Below are 17,454 nucleotides of genomic sequence, written 5' to 3'. Positions count from 1 at the left end.
CGTATGCTGATCAGAGCCTTTGTTCCGGCCCATATAACTGCTTTCTTCGTGCCGGTCTTCCACGAGGATCCCCTTAAAGCGGGCTCCCTGGGAGCAGGCATTAATCTGGACAGAGGAACCAACGTCTTCGTAAGCATCGAAACGGGAACCCTGGAGAGACACATCCACGTAGCTTTCAACGGTGAACCCGTGAAGAAGGATGAGGCTGTAATAAGTTATTCCGTGGCGGAAAGGCTGGTTCCCAGCGATTTTGTTGGAGAGGTGGAAGTATGGCAGTACCTCGACTTTCCAAACGGCTACGGCTTTGGAAACAGTGCAGGCGGGGCCCTGGGAACAGCCCTGGCCTTAAGCTATTCCTTTGGGGGAACGTGGTTAAAGGCCGCCAGGGTAGCGCATGAGATGGAAGTGACGCATAAGGGGGGCCTCGGCGACATAGTCGGCCAGCTCGCCGGTGGAATAGAGGTCAGGGTTAAAGCTGGCGGTCCGGGAATAGGGGTTACTGACAACCTCTTTTTTGAGGGCTACAAGGTGCTCACGATCCCGCTGGGCCCGCTCCACACGAAGGAAGTTCTGGAAGGGGAGGTTATTGAAGAAATAAAAAGGGAAGGAACGAAGGCCATGGATGCACTTCTGAATGACCCGAGGGTAGAGAGGATGATGTTTCTGGCAAGAGAGTTTGCGGAAAAAACGGGTCTCCTGGACGGGGAACTGCTCGAGATAGCCAGGGAACTCGACAGGGTTTTAAAGCTCCCCAGTTCGATGATCATGCTCGGGAAAGGCCTCTTCGCACTGGTAAGGGAGGAAGAGATTGAAAAAGTCAGGGGCCTGGTCTCGGACATCGGTATCAGCTACACATTAGCAGATATCTACACCGAAAGGCCAAAGGTCGGGAGATGGGCTGGCTAACCTTTTATTCTCTTTGAACATATTCTCTTCGGTGGGGAGTATGGGTGACATGCGCTATTCGGAACTGACCGAACTCTACAGAGGGCTGGAGAAAACGACCCTAAAAACCCTCAAAACCAAGCTCGTTGGGGACTTCCTAAAGAAAACACCCGAGGATCTGATCGAGGTTGTTCCTTACCTGATCCTCGGCAAGGTCTTTCCCGACTGGGACGAAAGGGAACTGGGCGTTGGCGAAAAGCTCCTGATAGATGCCGTCGCAATGGCAACCGGTGTTCCCGAGAGGGAAATCGAGAACTCCATAAAGGACACTGGCGATTTAGGGGAGAGCGTGGCCTTAGCTTTAAAGAGGAGGAAGCAGAAGAGCTTTTTCAACCAGCCGCTGACGATAAAGAGGGTTTACGATACCTTCGTTAAAATAGCCGAAGCTCAGGGAGAGGGCAGTCAGGACAGAAAGATGAAATACCTCGCAAACCTTTTCATGGACGCCGAGCCGGAGGAGGGGAAGTACATAGCGAGAACAATACTGGGCACCATGAGAACCGGCGTGGCGGAGGGCATCTTAAGGGATGCGATAGCCGAGGCGTTTAAGGTCAAGCCCGAGCTCGTTGAGAGGGCCTACATGCTGACGAGCGATTTTGGTTACGTTGCAAAGACCGCAAAGCTGGAAGGCAACGATGGACTTTTGAAAGTCGAGATTCAGATTGGGAAACCCATACGGCCGATGCTGGCCCAGAACGCTGCCAGTGTCAAGGAAGCCCTCCTGGAGATGGGTGGCGAGGCCGCCTTCGAGATAAAGTACGACGGCGCCAGGGTTCAGATCCACAAGAACGGGGACAAAGTGATAGTCTATTCAAGGAGGCTTGAGAACGTTACCCGCTCGATTCCGGAGGTGGTCGAGGCAATAAGAAACTCCCTGAAACCGGGGCGTGCCATAGTGGAGGGCGAACTGGTCGCCGTTGGAAATGGAGGAAAGCCCAGGCCATTCCAGTACGTGCTGAGGCGCTTTAGGAGGAAGTACAACATCGAAGAGATGATGGAGAAGATCCCCCTCGAGCTGAACCTCTTCGACATACTCTACGCCGAGGGCGAGAGCCTCATTGATGCCCCCTTCAGGGACAGGAGGAAGAGGCTGGAAAGCTCCGTCGAGGAGAATGAAAAGGTAAAGCTCGCCCAGCAACTCGTGACGAAAAAGGCTGAAGAGGCAGAAGAATTTTATAAGAAGGCCCTCGAGCTGGGACATGAGGGTCTAATGGCCAAGAGGCTGGACTCGGTTTATGAACCTGGAAACCGCGGAAAGAAGTGGTTGAAGATAAAACCGACCATGGAGAACCTCGACCTGGTCATAATAGGTGCAGAATGGGGCGAGGGAAAGCGCGCACACCTTCTCGGCTCGTTCCTGGTTGCGGCCTACGATCCCAACAGGGGCGAGTTCGTCCCGGTCGGAAAGGTGGGAAGCGGCTTCACGGACGAGGATCTGGAGGAGTTCACGGAGATGCTCAAACCTCTCATAGTCCGGGAGGAGGGCAAATTCGTTGAGATAGAGCCCAGGGTCGTCATAGAAGTAACATACCAGGAGATACAGAAGAGCCCGAAGTACGAGAGCGGCTTTGCCCTGCGCTTCCCGCGCTACGTGGCCCTAAGGGATGACAAAAGCCCTGAGGAAGCGGACACGATAGAGAGGATATCCGAACTGTACGAGCTCCAGGAGAGGTTCAAGGCAAAGAAGTGAAAGAACCCCCGGTGGGCCCTGCCTCAGCCTCCTCTTCCCTCTTTTTCTCCTCAATCCTCTCCATCGCCAGGGTATAAGGTGTCATGAAAGCCCTGTCAACGAAGTTGTACGTGTAGAGAACGCCTGAGGTTGAGAGGATGACAGTAAACAGCACGGGAAGGTCTCCCCCAATTCCGAGGAGCACAAAAACGGGGGCATCGTATAACGCGTGGAGGATGGCCGCCTTCAGGTAGCCCCCAATCCAGGCTCCAGAGAGGGCACCACAAAGTGCTATGGCCGTGAATGAAACGTGGAACATTATGACGATTATCCGGAGGAATATACCCAGGATGTTGCCCACGAGTAAGAGGTATATGGCATACAGAACCGCTTCCACGATGGCAAAGTAGAGGGCGACTCTGAGGGACAGCCTCCACCGGAGGAGGATATCGCCACCCCGCCTGAAGTAGGGGATGAGCTTTGAGCCTTCCTCGGTGAAACCCACTATGAAAGGAAACGCAAAGGCTATGAGGAGGGGGGAGTTCCTGAACCCATACAATGCGCCGAGTTCAATGATCGTCGAGAGGGCCAGTGCTAAGAGGGTGTATCCTGCCGCGGAGCCGCTGTCGGGATGGGGTAATACTCCCTCCAATTTTCTAAGCCAGGAGCGGGTTTTGAAGTAGAGTTGTATTCCTACTACGATAACAACAAGTACGTACAGAAGAAACGCCAGTGCCCCGAGAACCCCAATCACCTGCATCACCGGGGTTTTTACGAGTCAATATGTTTAAGGTTTTTCCCGGAAGTGCTGTTGGTGAGTAGACAAAGAAAACAGAAGGAAAGTCACTTGAGCCTTATGGCGTCGAGGTTGCTTGGGGCCCTCGTCGGGAGACCGAACTTCTTGTGTATGCTGGAGGCCAAGTCAAGGCACTTCTGGGCCTCACCGTGGACGGTGATAATGCGCTCCGGCCTGGGCTTGAGCTTGGCAACGTAGCTCATGAGCTCCCCCCTGTCTGCGTGGCCGGAGAAGCCCTCTATGGTGTGAACCTCCATGTTGACGTTGATGACCTCTGTTCTACCGTCCTCGCCGACGAGGGGTATCTCCTTCAGACCCCTCTGGACCTGCCTTCCAAGGGTTCCCTCTGACTGGTAGCTGACGAGGATTATGCTGTTCTTTGGATCGGGGGCAAGCTGCTTGAAGTACTCCACGCTCGGGCCGCCCACGAGCATGCCTGAGGTGGCGATGATTATGGCAGGCTCGCCGCTGTCTATGATGTCCTGCCTCTCCCTGCTGTTGGCCACGCTCTTGAAGATCGGGTTGAGGAACGGGTTGTAGCCTTCGTGGAAGATCTGCTCGCGGAGGTTCTTGCTGAGGTACTCCGGATAAGCCGTGTGGATTGCCGTTGCCTCCCAGATCATGCCGTCGAGGTATATCGGCACTTCGAGGCCACCAACGCGGGCGTACTCCTCGAGAACCATCATTATCTCCTGGGCCCTTCCGACGGCCATAGCGGGGATGAGAACTTTGCCGCCGCGCTTGATGGTCTGGTGAATAACCTCTATAAGCCTCTTCTCGGCCTCTTCCCTCGGCATCTGGTAGTCGTTGCTCGCACCGTAGGTAGACTCCATGATGAGGGTCTCCAGCCTCGGGAACTTGCTTGTCGCTGGCTCAAAGAGCCTCGTCGGGATGAACTTGAAATCGCCTGTTACAGCTATGTTATGGAGGCCGTTCCCTATGTGGAGGTGGACTATGGCCGAACCGAGGATGTGGCCCGCGTTGTGGAAGGTCAGCCTTATGTCCGGAGCGATGTCCCTGACCTCGCCGTAGTCGAGGGTTATGGTGTGCTTTATGACATCCTTGATGTCCCTCGGCCTGTAGAGCGGCTCCACGCCGTTCATGTGCTGGATCTCAATGAAATCCTGCTGGAGAAGGGTCATCAGATCCCTTGTGGGGGGAGTCGTGTATATCGGCCCATCAAAGAGATTGTAGCGGAAAAGGTAGGGTAGCATGCCGCTGTGGTCAAGGTGGGCGTGGGTTATGATTATAGCGTCCAGGAGGCCCTCGTCGAGGACGTAGCGGAACTCCGGAGCGTCGAAATGCGGATACGCTTTGGTGGGATCCTTAAGTGAGGCAATGTTCACACCGAAGTCAACCAAAACGTAGCTCTCGTCGGTCTGAACGAGAAGGGCACTCCGTCCAACTTCACGGAAGCCGCCGAGGCCGGTGACTCTAATCCATCTGCTCTTGTATTCAGGCTTGCGGTATATGTTCCTGCCCACCTGTCTGAGGAGCTTCCTCCTGTCCTTGGCCTCGGACTGTAGTATCTGCCTGATGGAGTATATCGTCTGGCTTTGAATTGGTGGGGTCCTGACGGCCTTGGGGGCCCAGTAGACTTTCTGGGCTATCAACCTGAGTGTCTCGCCGTTCTTTCCAATCACAAGGCCGGGTTTTCTAGCCTCTATTATGACCTCTCCAACCGATGGATCGAAGCTTATGTTGGTTATCTCTGCCTCCGGCGGGACTATCTGCCTTATCATCTCCTCCGCCTTTTCCGGAGGGAGCAGTATGTCGGAATCCGGGCGAACGCTTATCCTCTTTTTAAGCACCTTTGCCAGATTCTTGATAAGGTCTCCGTCCTTCATTATGGCCTCGGGGTTTTTTACGTAAATAACGAGCTCAGGCCCTTCAAACTCCACCTCAGTTACCTTGGCCTCCTTAGGAACCATTTGCTCGATGACGGCCCTGATGTCCTTCAGTATGTCCTCGACGTACGTTTCCCTCCTGATCAACACTATCACCTCACTCGAGAAGGGTTTTTATTTCGTCATCCCCAAGCTCGCGGTAGCCTTCCTTTGTTACGACCACGAGGGTGATTCCCTCCCCTGTGTAAACGTCCCTCTTGATGGCCGCGTTAACGGCCTTTGCTGCAAGCCTCATCCCATCCTCAAGGGAAAGTCCCTCGGAGAACTCGTTTTCCAGAATTGCGAGGGCAAACTCCATTCCAGAACCAGCGGCTACATACTTCTCCTCGGTAACGCCGCCCGCGGCGTCTATGGAGTAGAGCCTTGGCTCTGTGTCGTAGCCGCCAACGAGGAACCAGGCAAAGTAGCCGTAGCCCCTGCCACCGTGGAGGACGTTGGCCATTAGAGTTGTTAGAACCTTAACACTCATCTCCCTGCCCACTCTTGCCCTGTAGAGCCTTGCCTCTGCCCTCAGGAGCCTGACCATACTCAGAATGTCTCCGACGAGTCCTGCACCCGCTATCGCCAGATGGTCGTCTATCTGGAAGATCTTTGTGACTTCCTTTGACGTTATCATGTTCCCCATCGTGGCCCTCCTGTCAGCGGCCAGGATAACCCCGTCCTTGCATATCAAACCAACTGTCGTGGTGCCTTTCGCAGCGCTTAAACCTTCGTTCAACTCTGACACCCCTTGTAATCTGTAGAACAGAAAAATCTGACAACCTCACTTGGGCAGGGGGTATTTAAACCTTTCGAAAAGGAAAGAGGTCAGAAGGTGTAGTAGTCCGGAGACCTCTCGGTCTTACCGACGACTTTCCTGCGGCTCTCCTCGAAGTTGTTGTAGTATTCTATCATGTAGGGCGTTATGCTCGGCTTGACCCTCTTCAGGGCCTCCTCAAAGTCTCTCCTGGTAACCGTCAGCTTCTCTATGAACTCCTCTTCGCCGGGCCCAGCACCGGGACTACCGCTAACCATCCGTCTGAGTGCAGTCAATGCTGCTTCCCTCACCAGCGCCTCTAAATCGGCGCCGGAGTAGCCCTGGGTTCTCTTTGCGATGTCCTTCAGGTCAACGTCCCCCGCCAGGGGTACCCTCCTGGTGTGAACCCTGAGTATCTCCAGTCTCTCCTTCTCATCTGGTGCCGGGACGAGGATTAACCTGTCAAACCTCCCCGGCCTTAGCAGTGCCGGATCAATGATGTCAGGCCTGTTGGTTGCTCCTATGACGACGACGCCGCTGTTCTTGTCAATACCGTCCATCTCCGTCAGTAGCTGGTTTATCAGGGTGTCGAGATATCTTCCTCCCTCGTAGCTTCCCCTGGCCGGGGCTATTGCATCAATCTCATCAATGAATATTATCGTCGGTGCCGCCTGGCGGGCCTTTCTAAAGATTTCCCGGATCCTCTTTTCGGTTTCACCGACCCACTTGCTGAGCACTTCCGGGCCCCTTATGGCTATGAAGTTGGCCTCGCTCTCAGTAGCAACGGCCTTAGCTAAGAGCGTCTTACCGGTTCCGGGTGGACCGTAGAGGAGGATTCCCTTCGGCGGCTCAATGCCAAGCCGCTCAAAGGCCCGTGGATACTTCAGTGGCCACTCCACCGCTTCCTTAAGCTGCTGTTTTACCTCCTCCAGGCCACCAATGTCGTCCCAGCGCACGTTGGGAACCTCAATGAGGACCTCCCTGAGGGCCGAAGGCTCGACCATCTTCAGCGCCTCATAGAAGTCCTCCTCCCTGACGCGTAGCTCCTGAAGAACCTCGGGCGGTATTCTCTCCTGCTCCGGGCTTATCTTCCCCTCTCCAATGAGCCTTCTCAGAACGACCATCGCCGCCTCCCTTGCGAGGGCCGCCAAATCCGCACCTACAAAGCCATGAGTCTTCTCGGCGATCCTTTCGAGCATTTTATCTACGAGCCTCGCCTTAACGTCTGAATATATCTCACCGTACTCCTGCAGGATGCTCTTTATCTCCTCACTGCTTCCCGCCCTCTCGACCTGGAGTTTCAGCCTCGTCAGAACTTCTGGCTCAAGCACTCTACTTCCAACCTCATCGAGAACCTTAAGCACTTCCCCCTTCTCAAAGGAAGGCTCCAGAGGCATTCCCCTGGTGTGGATCTGGAGTATCTCTTTTCTTCCCTGCTTGTCGGGAACTCCGACTTCAATCTCCCTGTCAAACCTTCCCGGCCTCCTCAACGCCGGATCGATCGCATCAGGCCTGTTGGTTGCGGCTATTACTATGACCTTGCCCCTGCTCTTCAGGCCGTCCATTAACGTGAGGAGCTGTGAAACAACCCTCTTCTCAACCTCGCCGACAACTTCTTCCCTCTTGGGGGCGATGCTGTCAATCTCGTCGATGAAAATTATACTTGGCGCGTTCTCCTCAGCTTCTTTAAAGACTTCCCTCAGCCTCTCCTCGCTTTCTCCATAGAACTTGCTCATTATTTCTGGGCCATTTATGGCTATGAAGTGGGCGTTAGCCTCGTTGGCAACGGCCTTAGCCAAGAGCGTCTTACCCGTTCCGGGAGGACCATAAAGGAGAACACCCTTCGGCGGCTCAATGCCCAGCCTTTCAAAGAGCTCCGGGTGCTTGAGCGGGAGCTCCACCATCTCGCGGATCTTCTGTATTGCATCGCTCAAACCGCCTATGTCCTCGTAGGTAACCTCGGGAATTGCCTCCTCATGAACCTCAACTGCCTGCGGAAGAACCTCGACCTCGGTGTTGTAGGTTATCTGGACTATACCCTTAGGAACGGTATTAACGACGACGAACTTGAGCTCTCCAAATGCGATTGGCATGCTCTCAAAGATGCCCCTTATGAGGTCATCCAGCGGAGAACCGCCGTAGTAACCCGTCTCCCCCCTGCTGCTCGCGACAACTATGTCACCCTTAACAACGGGCCTTCCGAGGAGGCTCTGCTTCACGAGATCCCCCGGGATCTGGAGGAGTACTCCCTTCTGCGCGGGGGCGAGGACTACCTTCTTCGCCTCCTGAACCTGGGCCTTTCTGACCGTAATGTAGTCGCCGATGCTTACCCCTGCGTTCTTTCTCAGATAACCGTCCATCCTTATTATATCAAGCCCCCTGTCGTCGGGATGAGCGTTGGCCACTATAGCAGCCGTTGAACGCGAGCCGACAAGTTCAACTATGTCTCCTGCAGCCACTCCCAGCTTCTTCTGGTAAGACCTGTCAAACCTCACTATTCCCCGGCCGACATCAACCTTAAGGGCCTCGGCAACCCTCAACTTTATTTCATCAACGGACTCCTCGTGCCCGAATATCAATGCCCGCACCTCCAGCCTTTTTCCCCACGTTCAGAAACTGGGTTTTGGGGTTAAAATACCTTGCTACTGCCCACCGAGTTTGGACTTTCTCCTCTGCCTCTCAAGCGCTTCTTCGAGGGTCATGTTCCCGAGGGCAACTTCCCTGGCCAGGTCTGATGAAATGGTAATGTTTCCACTGAGCTCGCGGCTTCTTTTCTTTATGTCGTCGATTTCCCTCTTCGTTGGCTCCCTCAGGTCCAGAAGCTCCCTTATGCTGACCTCCCTGCCCTGCCTCAAACCGATGTTTATCGCGGCCACGATGTCCTGAACACCCTTTGATTCAGTGTCCCCAACCCTGGGGGTTGTCCCCGACTCGTTGACAAGTATCAGGCGGTAGTCGTAGCCCAGTAACTGGCCAAGGGCTTTGAGCATGAGAACCCTCTGCCTTTTAGCGCCATGGCCAATTTTTATCCTGGCCCCAGGATACTTTTTCAGAAGTTCAAGGATGGGCTCCACGTCCTTGGGCCCCTTAAGTCTGTGAACTTCAAGAACCCTGTTATCGGCTATTACGCTCACCCCAGGCCTTTCCCCCGGGTCTATTGCTATGTAAACCCTGCTAAATCTCTCCCTCCCCTCGAGTATGGCCAGAAGTTCGTCTATGAAATCCTCCCCGATGAGGATCTTGACCGGGAAGTCGATCTGTTTGAAGGTACTCTCGTCAACGAGAACGACCTCAACGTCAAAAGGAATCTTATCCCCCGGCGTTAAACTGTGAAAGCCTATCCCGTACTTTTTCAACGTGTTTACGGCTTGATAATACGCCCGGGCATCCCTGGTTATGACCGCAACCCTCATGCTGGAAGTTAAAGGTCCCCAACCTAAAAATCTTCCGCAGAATCTGACATGCGCATCCTCGAACTGGCAAAGTGGCGAAGAGAGAGGCAGTTCTTTCCCGAGAGACCTCCAAAGGAGAACATCCTGAAGGCGATTCCTGCCCTTAAAGGGCCCGGCCTCGGGACTGTAATTTACACGCAGAGGCGTTCTGACTCCAAGCTCCAGACGATACTCCCGCCAGGTTATTTGGCCGATTCAGAGCCGGAATACGGGAGGAGAGTTTCAGGCCCTCCTCGACAGCATCTTTGACTTCTTTGTTGCCGCGTCAACGGCCTTCATCACGGCCGTCCTTATTTTGCCCTCCTCCAGCTCGAAGATCCCATCTATCGTCGTCCCACCGGGCGTTATCACCCACTCCCTTATCTCGGCAGGGTGCTTTTCGGTCTCCATAAGCAGTTTGGCCGTCCCTAAGAGGGTCTGAAGGGAAGCTTTTCTGGCTACTTCCCTCGGAAGGCCAGCCCTCAAACCACCGTAGATCATGGCCTCAAGGAAGACGGTAACGTAAGCCGGCCCTGAACCGCTCAGCCCCGTTATTGCGTCCATGTGCTCCTCCTCAACGCGGAGGAACTCACCGAAGGACGAGAGAAGGCCTTCAACGGTTTCTAAATCATCACCCTCCAGATCAGTCGAGTACGCCGTGAAGGACTCCTTGACGAGAACCGCTATGTTAGGCATTGCCCTGACGAGCTTGGCCTTTGGGGCCAACCTTTTGAGGTAGTCAAGCCCTATGCCAGCCGCGAGCGAGATTAGAAACTTTCCCTCCAAAAGTTCGGAGACCTCTTCGATGACGGCACCAACTTTATCTGGCTTCACCGCCAGAAAAACTGCCTCAGCCCACTCAACGGCCTCCCTGTTGTTACTCGTAAGCCTGATCCCGTATTCTTCAAGCCATCTGCCCCTCTCTAGATCCCTCCTCGTGGCAACGACTTCGTGCCCGCTCTCTCTCAGGGCTTTGGCAACTGCGCCACCTATCGTTCCGGCACCTATCACGGCCACCCTCATTCAAACACCCTCTCCCCACCAACGCCATCTTTCAAGATAAAGCTTGCCCCTAATACCCTGTCGATTTGACAGAAAGCAAGGTAAACACGGCTCAAAATTGTCGATGTGACAGGTACATTTCAAGCTCCCTCAGGACTTCGAACTGTTCAGGTGTCTCAACTGCCCCGTACCTTAACGAGCGAACCCTCCTCAGCGCCTCCCCGAGAGGGAGCCCCTTCGAGTACATGAGCCAGGCAACCGCGACAGTCCCGCTCCTCCCGAGGCCGCCCATGCAATGAATTAATACCCTCTTTCCCTCCTGGGTCTTGGAACCGACCCAGCGGAGGATTTCGAGGAGCTGCTCGAGGCTTGGAGCCGTGAAATCCGGGATCGGGCTGTGGAGAACCTCAACCCCCCTCTTCTCCCATTCCTCGAGCGAGTAGGGGAGCTCATAGTCATCAACGAGAACCACTACCGCGTCGAAGTTCTTCGCCACCTCGTCGAGCTCCTCCTCCGTTGGCATCCTTGAAAAGGCCACGCTATCGTCAACGAACTTTGCCGATGGCCACATTTTCATCCCCAGATTCTTAAGGTCTGAATATTTTAAGGTTGCTCCCAGGGGAGAGTTTTCTCACCCGGCCAAGGCGAGGGGTGTCCGTCTTCATCAAAACCAAGGCACCGCCGGGGGACGATGAAAGCCATAACGCCTTTAATCCTTCAGTCCATTTCAGCTCCACTAAGCTGGGAAGTGTAGAGCCTGTAGAAGCGGCCCTTCCTCTCGAGCAGGGCCTCGGGAGGGCCTTCCTCAACGATCTCTCCGTCTTCCACCACGATAACCCTGTCCACGAAGCGGGTTATGCCAAGGCGATGAGCTATGATTATGCTCGTCCTGCCCTCCATGAGCTTCAGCATCGCGTCCTGAACGAGCCTTTCCGTCTTGGGGTCAACGCTCGAGAGGGCCTCATCGAGGATAATCACGTCCGGATCCTTGAGCATCGCCCTCGCGAGCGAGATGAGCTGTTTCTCCCCGACGGAGAGCAGTTTTCCTGCCTCCCCGGCCTGGGTTTCGTACCCCTGGGGGAGCCTCATTATGAAATCGTGGACCCCAAGCTCCCTGCAGACCCTCACCACGTCGTCCCCGCTCGCTTTGGGGTTCGCTATGAGGATGTTATCCATTATCGTCCCCGGGAAGAGGTAGGTCTCCTGGGGGACGTAGCCTATTCTCATCCGCAGGCTCTTCCTGCTTATCTCCCTGCCGTCGGTTCCGTCGTAGAGGACTGAGCCTTCAGTTGGGTCGTAAAAGCGCATTATCAGGTTCGCGATTGTCGTCTTTCCCGCCCCAGTCCTTCCCACGAGGGCAACCCTTGAGCCGGAGGAAATCGAGAGGTTTATCCCCTTGAGCACAGGCCTTCCCTTCTCGTACTCGAACCAGACGTTTCTGAACTCTATCTCGCCTCCAAGCTTTTCCACGGTTTTTCCGCTGTAGTCCTCAACCAGCTCATCGTCCAGAACCTCGTATATCCTCTCCAGAGCGGCCAGGGCGGACTGTAAGCTATCGTAGAGGCTTACTACCTCGTTTATCGGCCCGCGGAAGCGCTGGGCGTACTGGATGAATGCCACGACTACCCCTATGCTGACGCTCCCCTGGTGGGCAAGGTAGCCGCCGTAGGCTATGACCACCACAACCGAGAGAAGGCTCGCTATGTTCATGAGGGGCCAGAAGAGGCCCATGTAAACCGCGACCCGCAGGTAGGCCTTGATGGTCTCCCGTGACGCCTCCGAGAACTCCTTCTCGACGTGCCCTTCCTTTCCAAAGGCGCGTATCGTCTCTATTCCCGCGACGCTCTCCTCGACCACGCTGGAGATCCTCGCTATCTTCGTCCTCGCCTCCAGGTGGGCCTTCCTCATCTTTCCACCGAAGTAGTAGGCGACAGCAACCATGAGCGGGACGCTGGTGAGGGTTACGAGGGTTAGCCTGAGGTCGAGTATTAACATGGCAACTATCACTCCCACCAGGCTCAGCAGGCTCCCGAGCCCGCCCAGCAGGCCGGAAACGAGGACGTCGTTCACCACGCCGGTGTCGTTGATTATCCTTGACACGAGGTCGCCGGCGGACTTCTCTTTGAAGAAGTCGAGGTTCGCGGAGAGAACTTTCTCGTGCAGTCTGCTCCTGAGCCTTCTGAGAACCCCCTGGCCGAAAACTTCCGTGTAGTACGTCTGGAGCACCATGAAGAACCACTGGGCAACGAGGGTGAGGAGGTAAAGGGCCGCTATGAGACCGAGCTTCCCGTATCTTCCCGGCAATATGTAGCGGTCTATAGCTACGCTCAGGAGGTAAGGGGAGGCCAGGTTAGCCAAAGCCGAGCCTACGGTGCTCGCCACCACTATGGCGAGGGTTTTCCTCTCGGAGAGGGCTTCCCTTACGAAGCGCGTTACCAGCGAGAGCGATGACTCATTCATTTTCCCCCACCGCCCTGAGCATATCGCTGAAGGCCCCACCTTTCCTGGCCAGCTCCTCAGGTTTTCCGTCCTCCACTATTCTGCCCTCGGCCATCACGATAACCCTATCGGCGAGCTTAACGAGCGACGGCCTCTGGGATACTATCAACGCCGTCCTGTCCTTCAGTATCTCCCTCAGGTCCTCCACGAGCCGCTTCTCTGTTCCGGCGTCGAGGTTTGAGACGGGGTCATCGAGGAGGATTACCTTTGGGTCGAGGAGCAGGGCCCTCGCCAGCGCTATCCTCTGCCTCTGGCCGCCGGAAAGGGTTATCCCCTTCTCGCCGAGGATCGTCTCGTAGCCTTCCGGGAGGGAGGCTATGAAATCGTGTATCTTCGCTATCTTGGCGGCCCTTATTATCTCCTCCATCGTCGCGTCCGGCTTGGCAAGGGCGATGTTCTCCCTTATGCTCCTGTTGAATATGAAGGGCTCCTGGGGGACGTAAGCTACAGTCCTCCTCAAGCTCTCCGTCTTTATCTTCCTCACGTCAACCCCGTCTAAGAGCACCTCCCCCTTTTCTGGCTCGTAGAGCCTGGCTATCAGCTTCAGAACCGTGCTCTTCCCCGAGCCCGGCGGTCCGGTTATGAGGACTTTCTCGCCCGGCATTACCTTAAAGCTCAGCCCCCTGAGGACGGTCTTCCCCGTGTGGTAAGTGAGCCACACGTCCCTGAACTCCACCTCTCCCCTCGGGTTCTCCAGCTCGACAGCGTCCGGGGGATCAACGCTCTCAGGGGCTGAGTCCATGACCTCAAAGAGCCTCGAAGCCGCGGCCAGGCTCCTCTGGATGTCGGCTATTGTGAAGCCGAGCGTCCTGAGGGGCCAGGTCATGGTGAGCATGTACGTGAGAAAGGCCGCCAGCTCCCCAACGGTTAGCGTGTTCTCTATGATGGCCCTTCCGCCGAAGTACAGCATAAAACTCATCGCAATTCCGAGGATCAGGAAGGAGGCGTTTCCGTATATCGCCACTATCCTTGTGGCCTCGACGTTGAGTGAGTAGAGCTCCTCGTTCTCCCTCTCGAACTTTTCGCTGATCTCCTCCTCCGCCGAAAGGGCCTTTATCGTCTTTATCCCGGCTATCGTCCCCGTGGCCGTGGAAGCTATGACCCCCGTCTGGTACCTTATCCTGTCGTAGATGGGGCGGACTTTCATGGCATAGGCCGAGTTCAGGGCCACGACGATCCCTATTGTAACCAGGGCCACCAGGGCCAGGAGGGTGTTCATCCGGAGCATGTAGTAGAGCGAGACCACTATCAGGAAGAGCGAGTAGACGAACATCCTGAACTGGTTCGACAGAAAACTGGTTATCCTCTCCGTGTCGTTGGTTACCCTGCTTATCAGCTGGCCGGAGAAGGTTTTATCAAAAACTCCATCCTCTGCCGCTGAATTGCCCTGAAGGCGTCCATCCTGAGGCGGTAAACCGCATGCTGGGCAGATTTAACGAGGAGATACCTCCCGGCAAAGCTGAAGACCCCGTTGAGTACGCCAGCAAGGAGTATGAGGAGCGCATAGTGGAGGGCCTGGCCGTAGTCCCCGGCGGTTACCCCCATGTCTATGGCCTTCCTTATGAGGTTGGGGACTACACCGTTGGTGTACGACATGAGGAGCACCAGGACTACGCCCAGAGAGAACTGGAAGGCATGTCCCCTTAGGTACCCAAGCAGTCTGGCAAGCCCTTTGAGCGATCCTCTCATGGTAGAGGAGTAAGGTTCCGTTCTTATAAATATTTGCCTGTTAAGATGTCCATCTGAGAAGAAAAGCCTAAAACCTCAAGCGATTATAGTGCACCGGTGATGGCATGAACCCGGCAATCCGCGAGGCCAGACCAGAAGACAGGCCCTTCATTGAGGAGATAGCGCGTTTGACGTGGGGAGGCGAAGATTACCTAGCGAAAGTGTTCGAGGATTGGGTAAAGGACGGCAACTTCTACGTCCTTGAGCTTGAGGGAAAGGTGGTCGGAACGGCAAAGCTTACCCTCCTGCCGGGAAGGGTCGGCTGGCTTGAGGGACTGAGGGTTCACCCGGACTACAGGGGGAGGGGCTACGGGAGGTTTATCCAGAACTTCATGCTCGACCTCGGGAAGAAGCTCGCGGAAGAGGGGAAAATAGAGGCCCTCGAGCTGGCCACATACTTCCTGAACAAAGAAAGCCTGGCGATGGTCAGGAAGGACGGCTTTTCAGTTATGGCAAGGTTCTTCAACCTCGGCGCGAGGGTAGAAGACTTCCTCCCCAAGGAACCGAGCCCTGTGGAGCTTGAGATGGAAGACTTAACCCTCAGGATAATCCCGCTCGGCTGGAAGTTCGTTCACAGGAGCGAGGAAGCGCTGGAGTGGCTCAGAAAGAATGGGGAAGCCTACGAAGTGAACGGCCTTAAGTTTTTAGCAACCAGGGGCGGCGCAACCTTCACGCCGCTCTCAACTGGTTTAGGGTGCATAAGGGCGATGTTGCCGGCGATGGCGTGGGTGGCGGGGGAGAAAGGCAGAGGGGAGTTCGACCTGATGATTCCCGAAGGGATGAAGCCCGCCCTTCCCGGGCTGAAAAGGATAGGCCTCTTCCTCTGGGACGAAACTGAGGAGCCAAACGTGCTTGTGTTCAGGAAAGGGCTCGTGGAGGTTGTGTGAATGGAATTCCTCACCGAAAAACGCCTCCCCGACTTCCAGACCCTCTACACCGAGTTCTTCATGGAGCTTAGGGGAAAACAGGGCTGGAAGCCAGCCGAAGAAGAAGCCTACAGGAAAGAGGCCGAGGGCTACTTCAGGGGGGGCGATTTGATTTTTCTCGCCCTGGAAGGCGCCAATGCGGTCGGCTTCATCCGGGTCTCAAGCAGGGAAGGATGCTTCTGGGTTGAGGAGATATACGTCAGACGGGAGTTCAGAGGGAAGGGCATTGGGAGGGCACTCGTCGAGAGGGTAGAGGAAGAGGTGAAAAAGCACGATTCATCGCTTTATCTCCTCGTCCTGCCCCAGGATAAGGACGCCATAGGGTTCTGGAAGAGGCTCGGCTACGATTTGATAAACACGGTCGAGCTGACGAAGGACTTGGGGCCCTCCAATGGCATGGCCTTTCACACCGTTGAGCTTCTCGGCGAGAGGTTCAGGATCTTTGGGTGGAAAGGCGAGAAGTTCACTGCTGAGGAAAGGCGCTTCATGGAGCTTCTGGAGGAGTTTTACAAGAAGGGCGGGACGAAAAAGGAGTTCCTGGAACTGGTGAACCGGGCATTGGAGGGGTGGCTGGGCTAATCCGAAGTCTGGCGATTCGGTGAACCGCGGGCAATGGAAACAGTCGAGGATAAGCCGAGAACACCTTCGCCCCGAGTGGGGCAAGGTTTGAAAAAAGTTCAATGGGGGAAGCTACTCCTCAATAAAGCGCTCTATCTTCTCGACTTTCTTCTCAATACTGCGAAGCCTTCTCTCAATTTCCTCCAGCTTTGAATCAAGTTGGGACGGCACCTCAGCCCTTCCTCTTTCTGGGAGGGCATGAGCAATTCCAACGGAGATGCCTGCGGAGAGCAGTAGAACTAAGATGAGTCCAAAGAGGGCATCACTTGCAGTTAAATCCATGGGGAAACGAAAACGCTAAACGGGATCAGCTCATAAAATCTGAGCGCCTTTCCTTTCTCTTCGTCAATTACAAGCCTGCTTTTGACAGGGAATGAGCGAGACCGTAGAACAACTTTGCGAGCTCCTCGACGTCCATGTTATCACTCAATAAGGGCGGTGAAGATAGAAAACGCCCTGAAGAAACTGCATAAATTCAGTATTCAATCTCCTCCGCCATCGCCCTTAGCTTTCTGGCATCCTCCGGAGTCAGGTTCCAGAGCCCCGTTCTTTCCACAATCAGGTATTCGAGTGTTCTGGAGATGTTGGCGATGCGGTCTTTGTTTTTGAGAAGAATGGGTTTTGGCCCGTTTATGGGGTCGAGCCTCGCCTTGTTGAAGAGGGTCTCCAGAGTGGCCCCGAAGACATGGAGATCATAGTGCCTGGGGTCTTTGGTAAGGTCAAAAAGCTCAAACTCCGTCGTTTCGAGGACGTATGCACACTCTTCAAACAGCCATGAATAACCCCGGAGCGTTTCATCGGAGGCGTTTTTATCGAGCAGATAAGAGACCACCCCAGACTCTTCAAGACACTTTGCCGCGCGGTTGGCGGTTACCTCGAGGTAGTAGAGTGCCTCCTCCTTAGATTTTTCCGCTTCCTGCCACTTCCAGGTAGCAAAGCCTGAGTGGACGAGGAGAACCACCAGCAGTGCAGCCAGTATCTTATTCCTTTGCATCGTAATCCCCAGACAAAGAGCGTTCAAATTCTTTTAAATATTTTGCCTAAAACCGCAAGGGGTGAAAACCTGCTCCAAGGTGAAAGCTCTGCGACGCTAAGGCTTACGTCCCCGCGGGCATCGCCTACAAATCGGCATCTCCTCACCATTTACCGCTGGCTTCCTGGCGAGCCTACACATTTAGTTTGGCCCTCCCCGCTGGC

15 protein-coding genes and 1 pseudogene are annotated in these 17,454 nt (G+C 55.0%); 5 read left to right on the top strand and 11 right to left on the bottom strand.

The genetic code is table 11. The features are described from left to right. The first annotated feature begins 3 nt into the window (after positions 1-3). Together ACZ47M_RS03355 and ACZ47M_RS03350 are read left to right on the top strand one after the other, a co-directional pair. Positions 4-906: a pantoate kinase gene (locus ACZ47M_RS03355; RefSeq protein WP_315340057.1), complete on the top strand. Its 903-nt coding sequence runs from the start codon at positions 4-6 to the stop codon at positions 904-906. Positions 907-955: 49 nt separating this feature from the next. Continuing rightward, positions 956-2,635: an ATP-dependent DNA ligase gene (locus ACZ47M_RS03350; RefSeq protein WP_315340951.1), complete on the top strand. Its 1,680-nt coding sequence runs from the start codon at positions 956-958 to the stop codon at positions 2,633-2,635. On the opposite strand, the gene ACZ47M_RS03345 is transcribed toward ACZ47M_RS03350, so the two are convergent. The 5 genes from ACZ47M_RS03345 to ACZ47M_RS03325 all read right to left on the bottom strand — a co-directional run bounded on the left by ACZ47M_RS03345 (position 2,619) and on the right by ACZ47M_RS03325 (position 9,466). Beyond that, complete coding sequence (locus ACZ47M_RS03345) at positions 2,619-3,377, bottom strand: hypothetical protein (RefSeq protein ID WP_315340055.1); 759 nt, start codon at positions 3,375-3,377, stop codon at positions 2,619-2,621. The two genes, ACZ47M_RS03350 and ACZ47M_RS03345, sit on opposite strands and share 17 nt — an antisense overlap. A gap of 80 nt (positions 3,378-3,457) precedes the next feature. Further along, positions 3,458-5,404, bottom strand: coding sequence for a beta-CASP ribonuclease aCPSF1 (locus ACZ47M_RS03340; protein WP_315340053.1), 1,947 nt, complete (start codon positions 5,402-5,404; stop codon positions 3,458-3,460). A gap of 10 nt (positions 5,405-5,414) precedes the next feature. Continuing rightward, positions 5,415-6,035, bottom strand: coding sequence for an archaeal proteasome endopeptidase complex subunit beta (gene psmB, locus ACZ47M_RS03335; RefSeq protein ID WP_315340051.1), 621 nt, complete (start codon positions 6,033-6,035; stop codon positions 5,415-5,417). 89 nt (positions 6,036-6,124) lie between these two features. Next, complete coding sequence (locus tag ACZ47M_RS03330) at positions 6,125-8,632, bottom strand: CDC48 family AAA ATPase (protein WP_315340049.1); 2,508 nt, start codon at positions 8,630-8,632, stop codon at positions 6,125-6,127. 63 nt (positions 8,633-8,695) lie between these two features. Next, positions 8,696-9,466, bottom strand: coding sequence for a hypothetical protein (locus ACZ47M_RS03325; RefSeq protein ID WP_315340048.1), 771 nt, complete (start codon positions 9,464-9,466; stop codon positions 8,696-8,698). 48 nt (positions 9,467-9,514) lie between these two features. Here ACZ47M_RS03325 and ACZ47M_RS03320 point away from each other — a divergent pair, with 48 nt between their 5' ends. Beyond that, positions 9,515-9,754, top strand: a complete 240-nt coding sequence (locus ACZ47M_RS03320) for a hypothetical protein (RefSeq protein ID WP_315340045.1) — start codon at positions 9,515-9,517, stop codon at positions 9,752-9,754. Here the strand turns inward: ACZ47M_RS03320 and proC are convergent. The 4 genes and pseudogenes from proC to ACZ47M_RS03300 all read right to left on the bottom strand — a co-directional run bounded on the left by proC (position 9,728) and on the right by ACZ47M_RS03300 (position 14,581). Continuing rightward, complete coding sequence (gene proC, locus ACZ47M_RS03315) at positions 9,728-10,507, bottom strand: pyrroline-5-carboxylate reductase (RefSeq protein ID WP_315340043.1); 780 nt, start codon at positions 10,505-10,507, stop codon at positions 9,728-9,730. The genes ACZ47M_RS03320 and proC overlap by 27 nt on opposite strands. A 91-nt stretch (positions 10,508-10,598) precedes the next feature. After that, positions 10,599-11,057 carry a protein-tyrosine phosphatase family protein gene (locus tag ACZ47M_RS03310; RefSeq protein WP_315340948.1) on the bottom strand — a complete coding sequence of 153 codons (459 nt, stop codon included), beginning with the start codon at positions 11,055-11,057 and terminating at the stop codon, positions 10,599-10,601. Between the two features lie 146 nt (positions 11,058-11,203). Next, positions 11,204-12,946 carry an ABC transporter ATP-binding protein gene (locus ACZ47M_RS03305; protein ID WP_315340040.1) on the bottom strand — a complete coding sequence of 581 codons (1,743 nt, stop codon included), beginning with the start codon at positions 12,944-12,946 and terminating at the stop codon, positions 11,204-11,206. Continuing rightward, a pseudogene (locus tag ACZ47M_RS03300) lies at positions 12,939-14,581 on the bottom strand (ABC transporter ATP-binding protein). The gene ACZ47M_RS03305 and the pseudogene ACZ47M_RS03300 overlap by 8 nt, the downstream one beginning before the upstream one ends. Positions 14,582-14,778: 197 nt before the next feature. Here ACZ47M_RS03300 and ACZ47M_RS03295 point away from each other — a divergent pair. Both ACZ47M_RS03295 and ACZ47M_RS03290 read left to right on the top strand, forming a co-directional pair. Then, a complete protein-coding gene (locus ACZ47M_RS03295; RefSeq protein ID WP_315340037.1) occupies positions 14,779-15,600 on the top strand; it encodes a GNAT family N-acetyltransferase in 822 nt (273 codons plus the stop codon). Continuing rightward, positions 15,601-16,218 (top strand): GNAT family N-acetyltransferase, encoded by a 618-nt coding sequence (locus ACZ47M_RS03290; RefSeq protein ID WP_315340034.1) that lies wholly within the window; start codon positions 15,601-15,603, stop codon positions 16,216-16,218. It abuts the gene before it with no gap. A 111-nt stretch (positions 16,219-16,329) separates the two neighbouring features. Here the strand turns inward: ACZ47M_RS03290 and ACZ47M_RS03285 are convergent, their stop codons facing one another. Beyond that, entirely contained in the window at positions 16,330-16,539 is a 210-nt protein-coding gene (locus tag ACZ47M_RS03285; RefSeq protein WP_315340030.1) for a hypothetical protein, read from the bottom strand. Positions 16,540-16,732: 193 nt separating this feature from the next. Continuing rightward, positions 16,733-17,251: a hypothetical protein gene (locus ACZ47M_RS03280; RefSeq protein WP_315340027.1), complete on the bottom strand. Its 519-nt coding sequence runs from the start codon at positions 17,249-17,251 to the stop codon at positions 16,733-16,735. Positions 17,252-17,454 lie beyond the last annotated feature (203 nt).

Source organism: Thermococcus waiotapuensis, assembly GCF_055384795.1.
This window is presented reverse-complemented; position numbering and strand designations above follow the sequence as displayed.

Bases quoted from the DNA above. Each gene is read 5' to 3' on its own strand.
- ACZ47M_RS03355 (WP_315340057.1), top strand. From the start codon at position 4: ATGCTGATCAGAGCCTTTGTTCCGGCCCATATAACTGCTTTCTTCGTG.
- ACZ47M_RS03350 (WP_315340951.1), top strand. From the start codon at position 956: ATGCGCTATTCGGAACTGACCGAACTCTACAGAGGGCTGGAGAAAACG.
- ACZ47M_RS03325 (WP_315340048.1), bottom strand. From the start codon at position 9,466: ATGAGGGTTGCGGTCATAACCAGGGATGCCCGGGCGTATTATCAAGCC.
- ACZ47M_RS03320 (WP_315340045.1), top strand. From the start codon at position 9,515: ATGCGCATCCTCGAACTGGCAAAGTGGCGAAGAGAGAGGCAGTTCTTT.
- proC (WP_315340043.1), bottom strand. From the start codon at position 10,507: ATGAGGGTGGCCGTGATAGGTGCCGGAACGATAGGTGGCGCAGTTGCC.
- ACZ47M_RS03310 (WP_315340948.1), bottom strand. From the start codon at position 11,057: ATGTGGCCATCGGCAAAGTTCGTTGACGATAGCGTGGCCTTTTCAAGG.
- ACZ47M_RS03305 (WP_315340040.1), bottom strand. From the start codon at position 12,946: ATGAATGAGTCATCGCTCTCGCTGGTAACGCGCTTCGTAAGGGAAGCC.
- ACZ47M_RS03295 (WP_315340037.1), top strand. From the start codon at position 14,779: ATGAACCCGGCAATCCGCGAGGCCAGACCAGAAGACAGGCCCTTCATT.
- ACZ47M_RS03290 (WP_315340034.1), top strand. From the start codon at position 15,601: ATGGAATTCCTCACCGAAAAACGCCTCCCCGACTTCCAGACCCTCTAC.
- ACZ47M_RS03285 (WP_315340030.1), bottom strand. From the start codon at position 16,539: ATGGATTTAACTGCAAGTGATGCCCTCTTTGGACTCATCTTAGTTCTA.
- ACZ47M_RS03280 (WP_315340027.1), bottom strand. From the start codon at position 17,251: ATGCAAAGGAATAAGATACTGGCTGCACTGCTGGTGGTTCTCCTCGTC.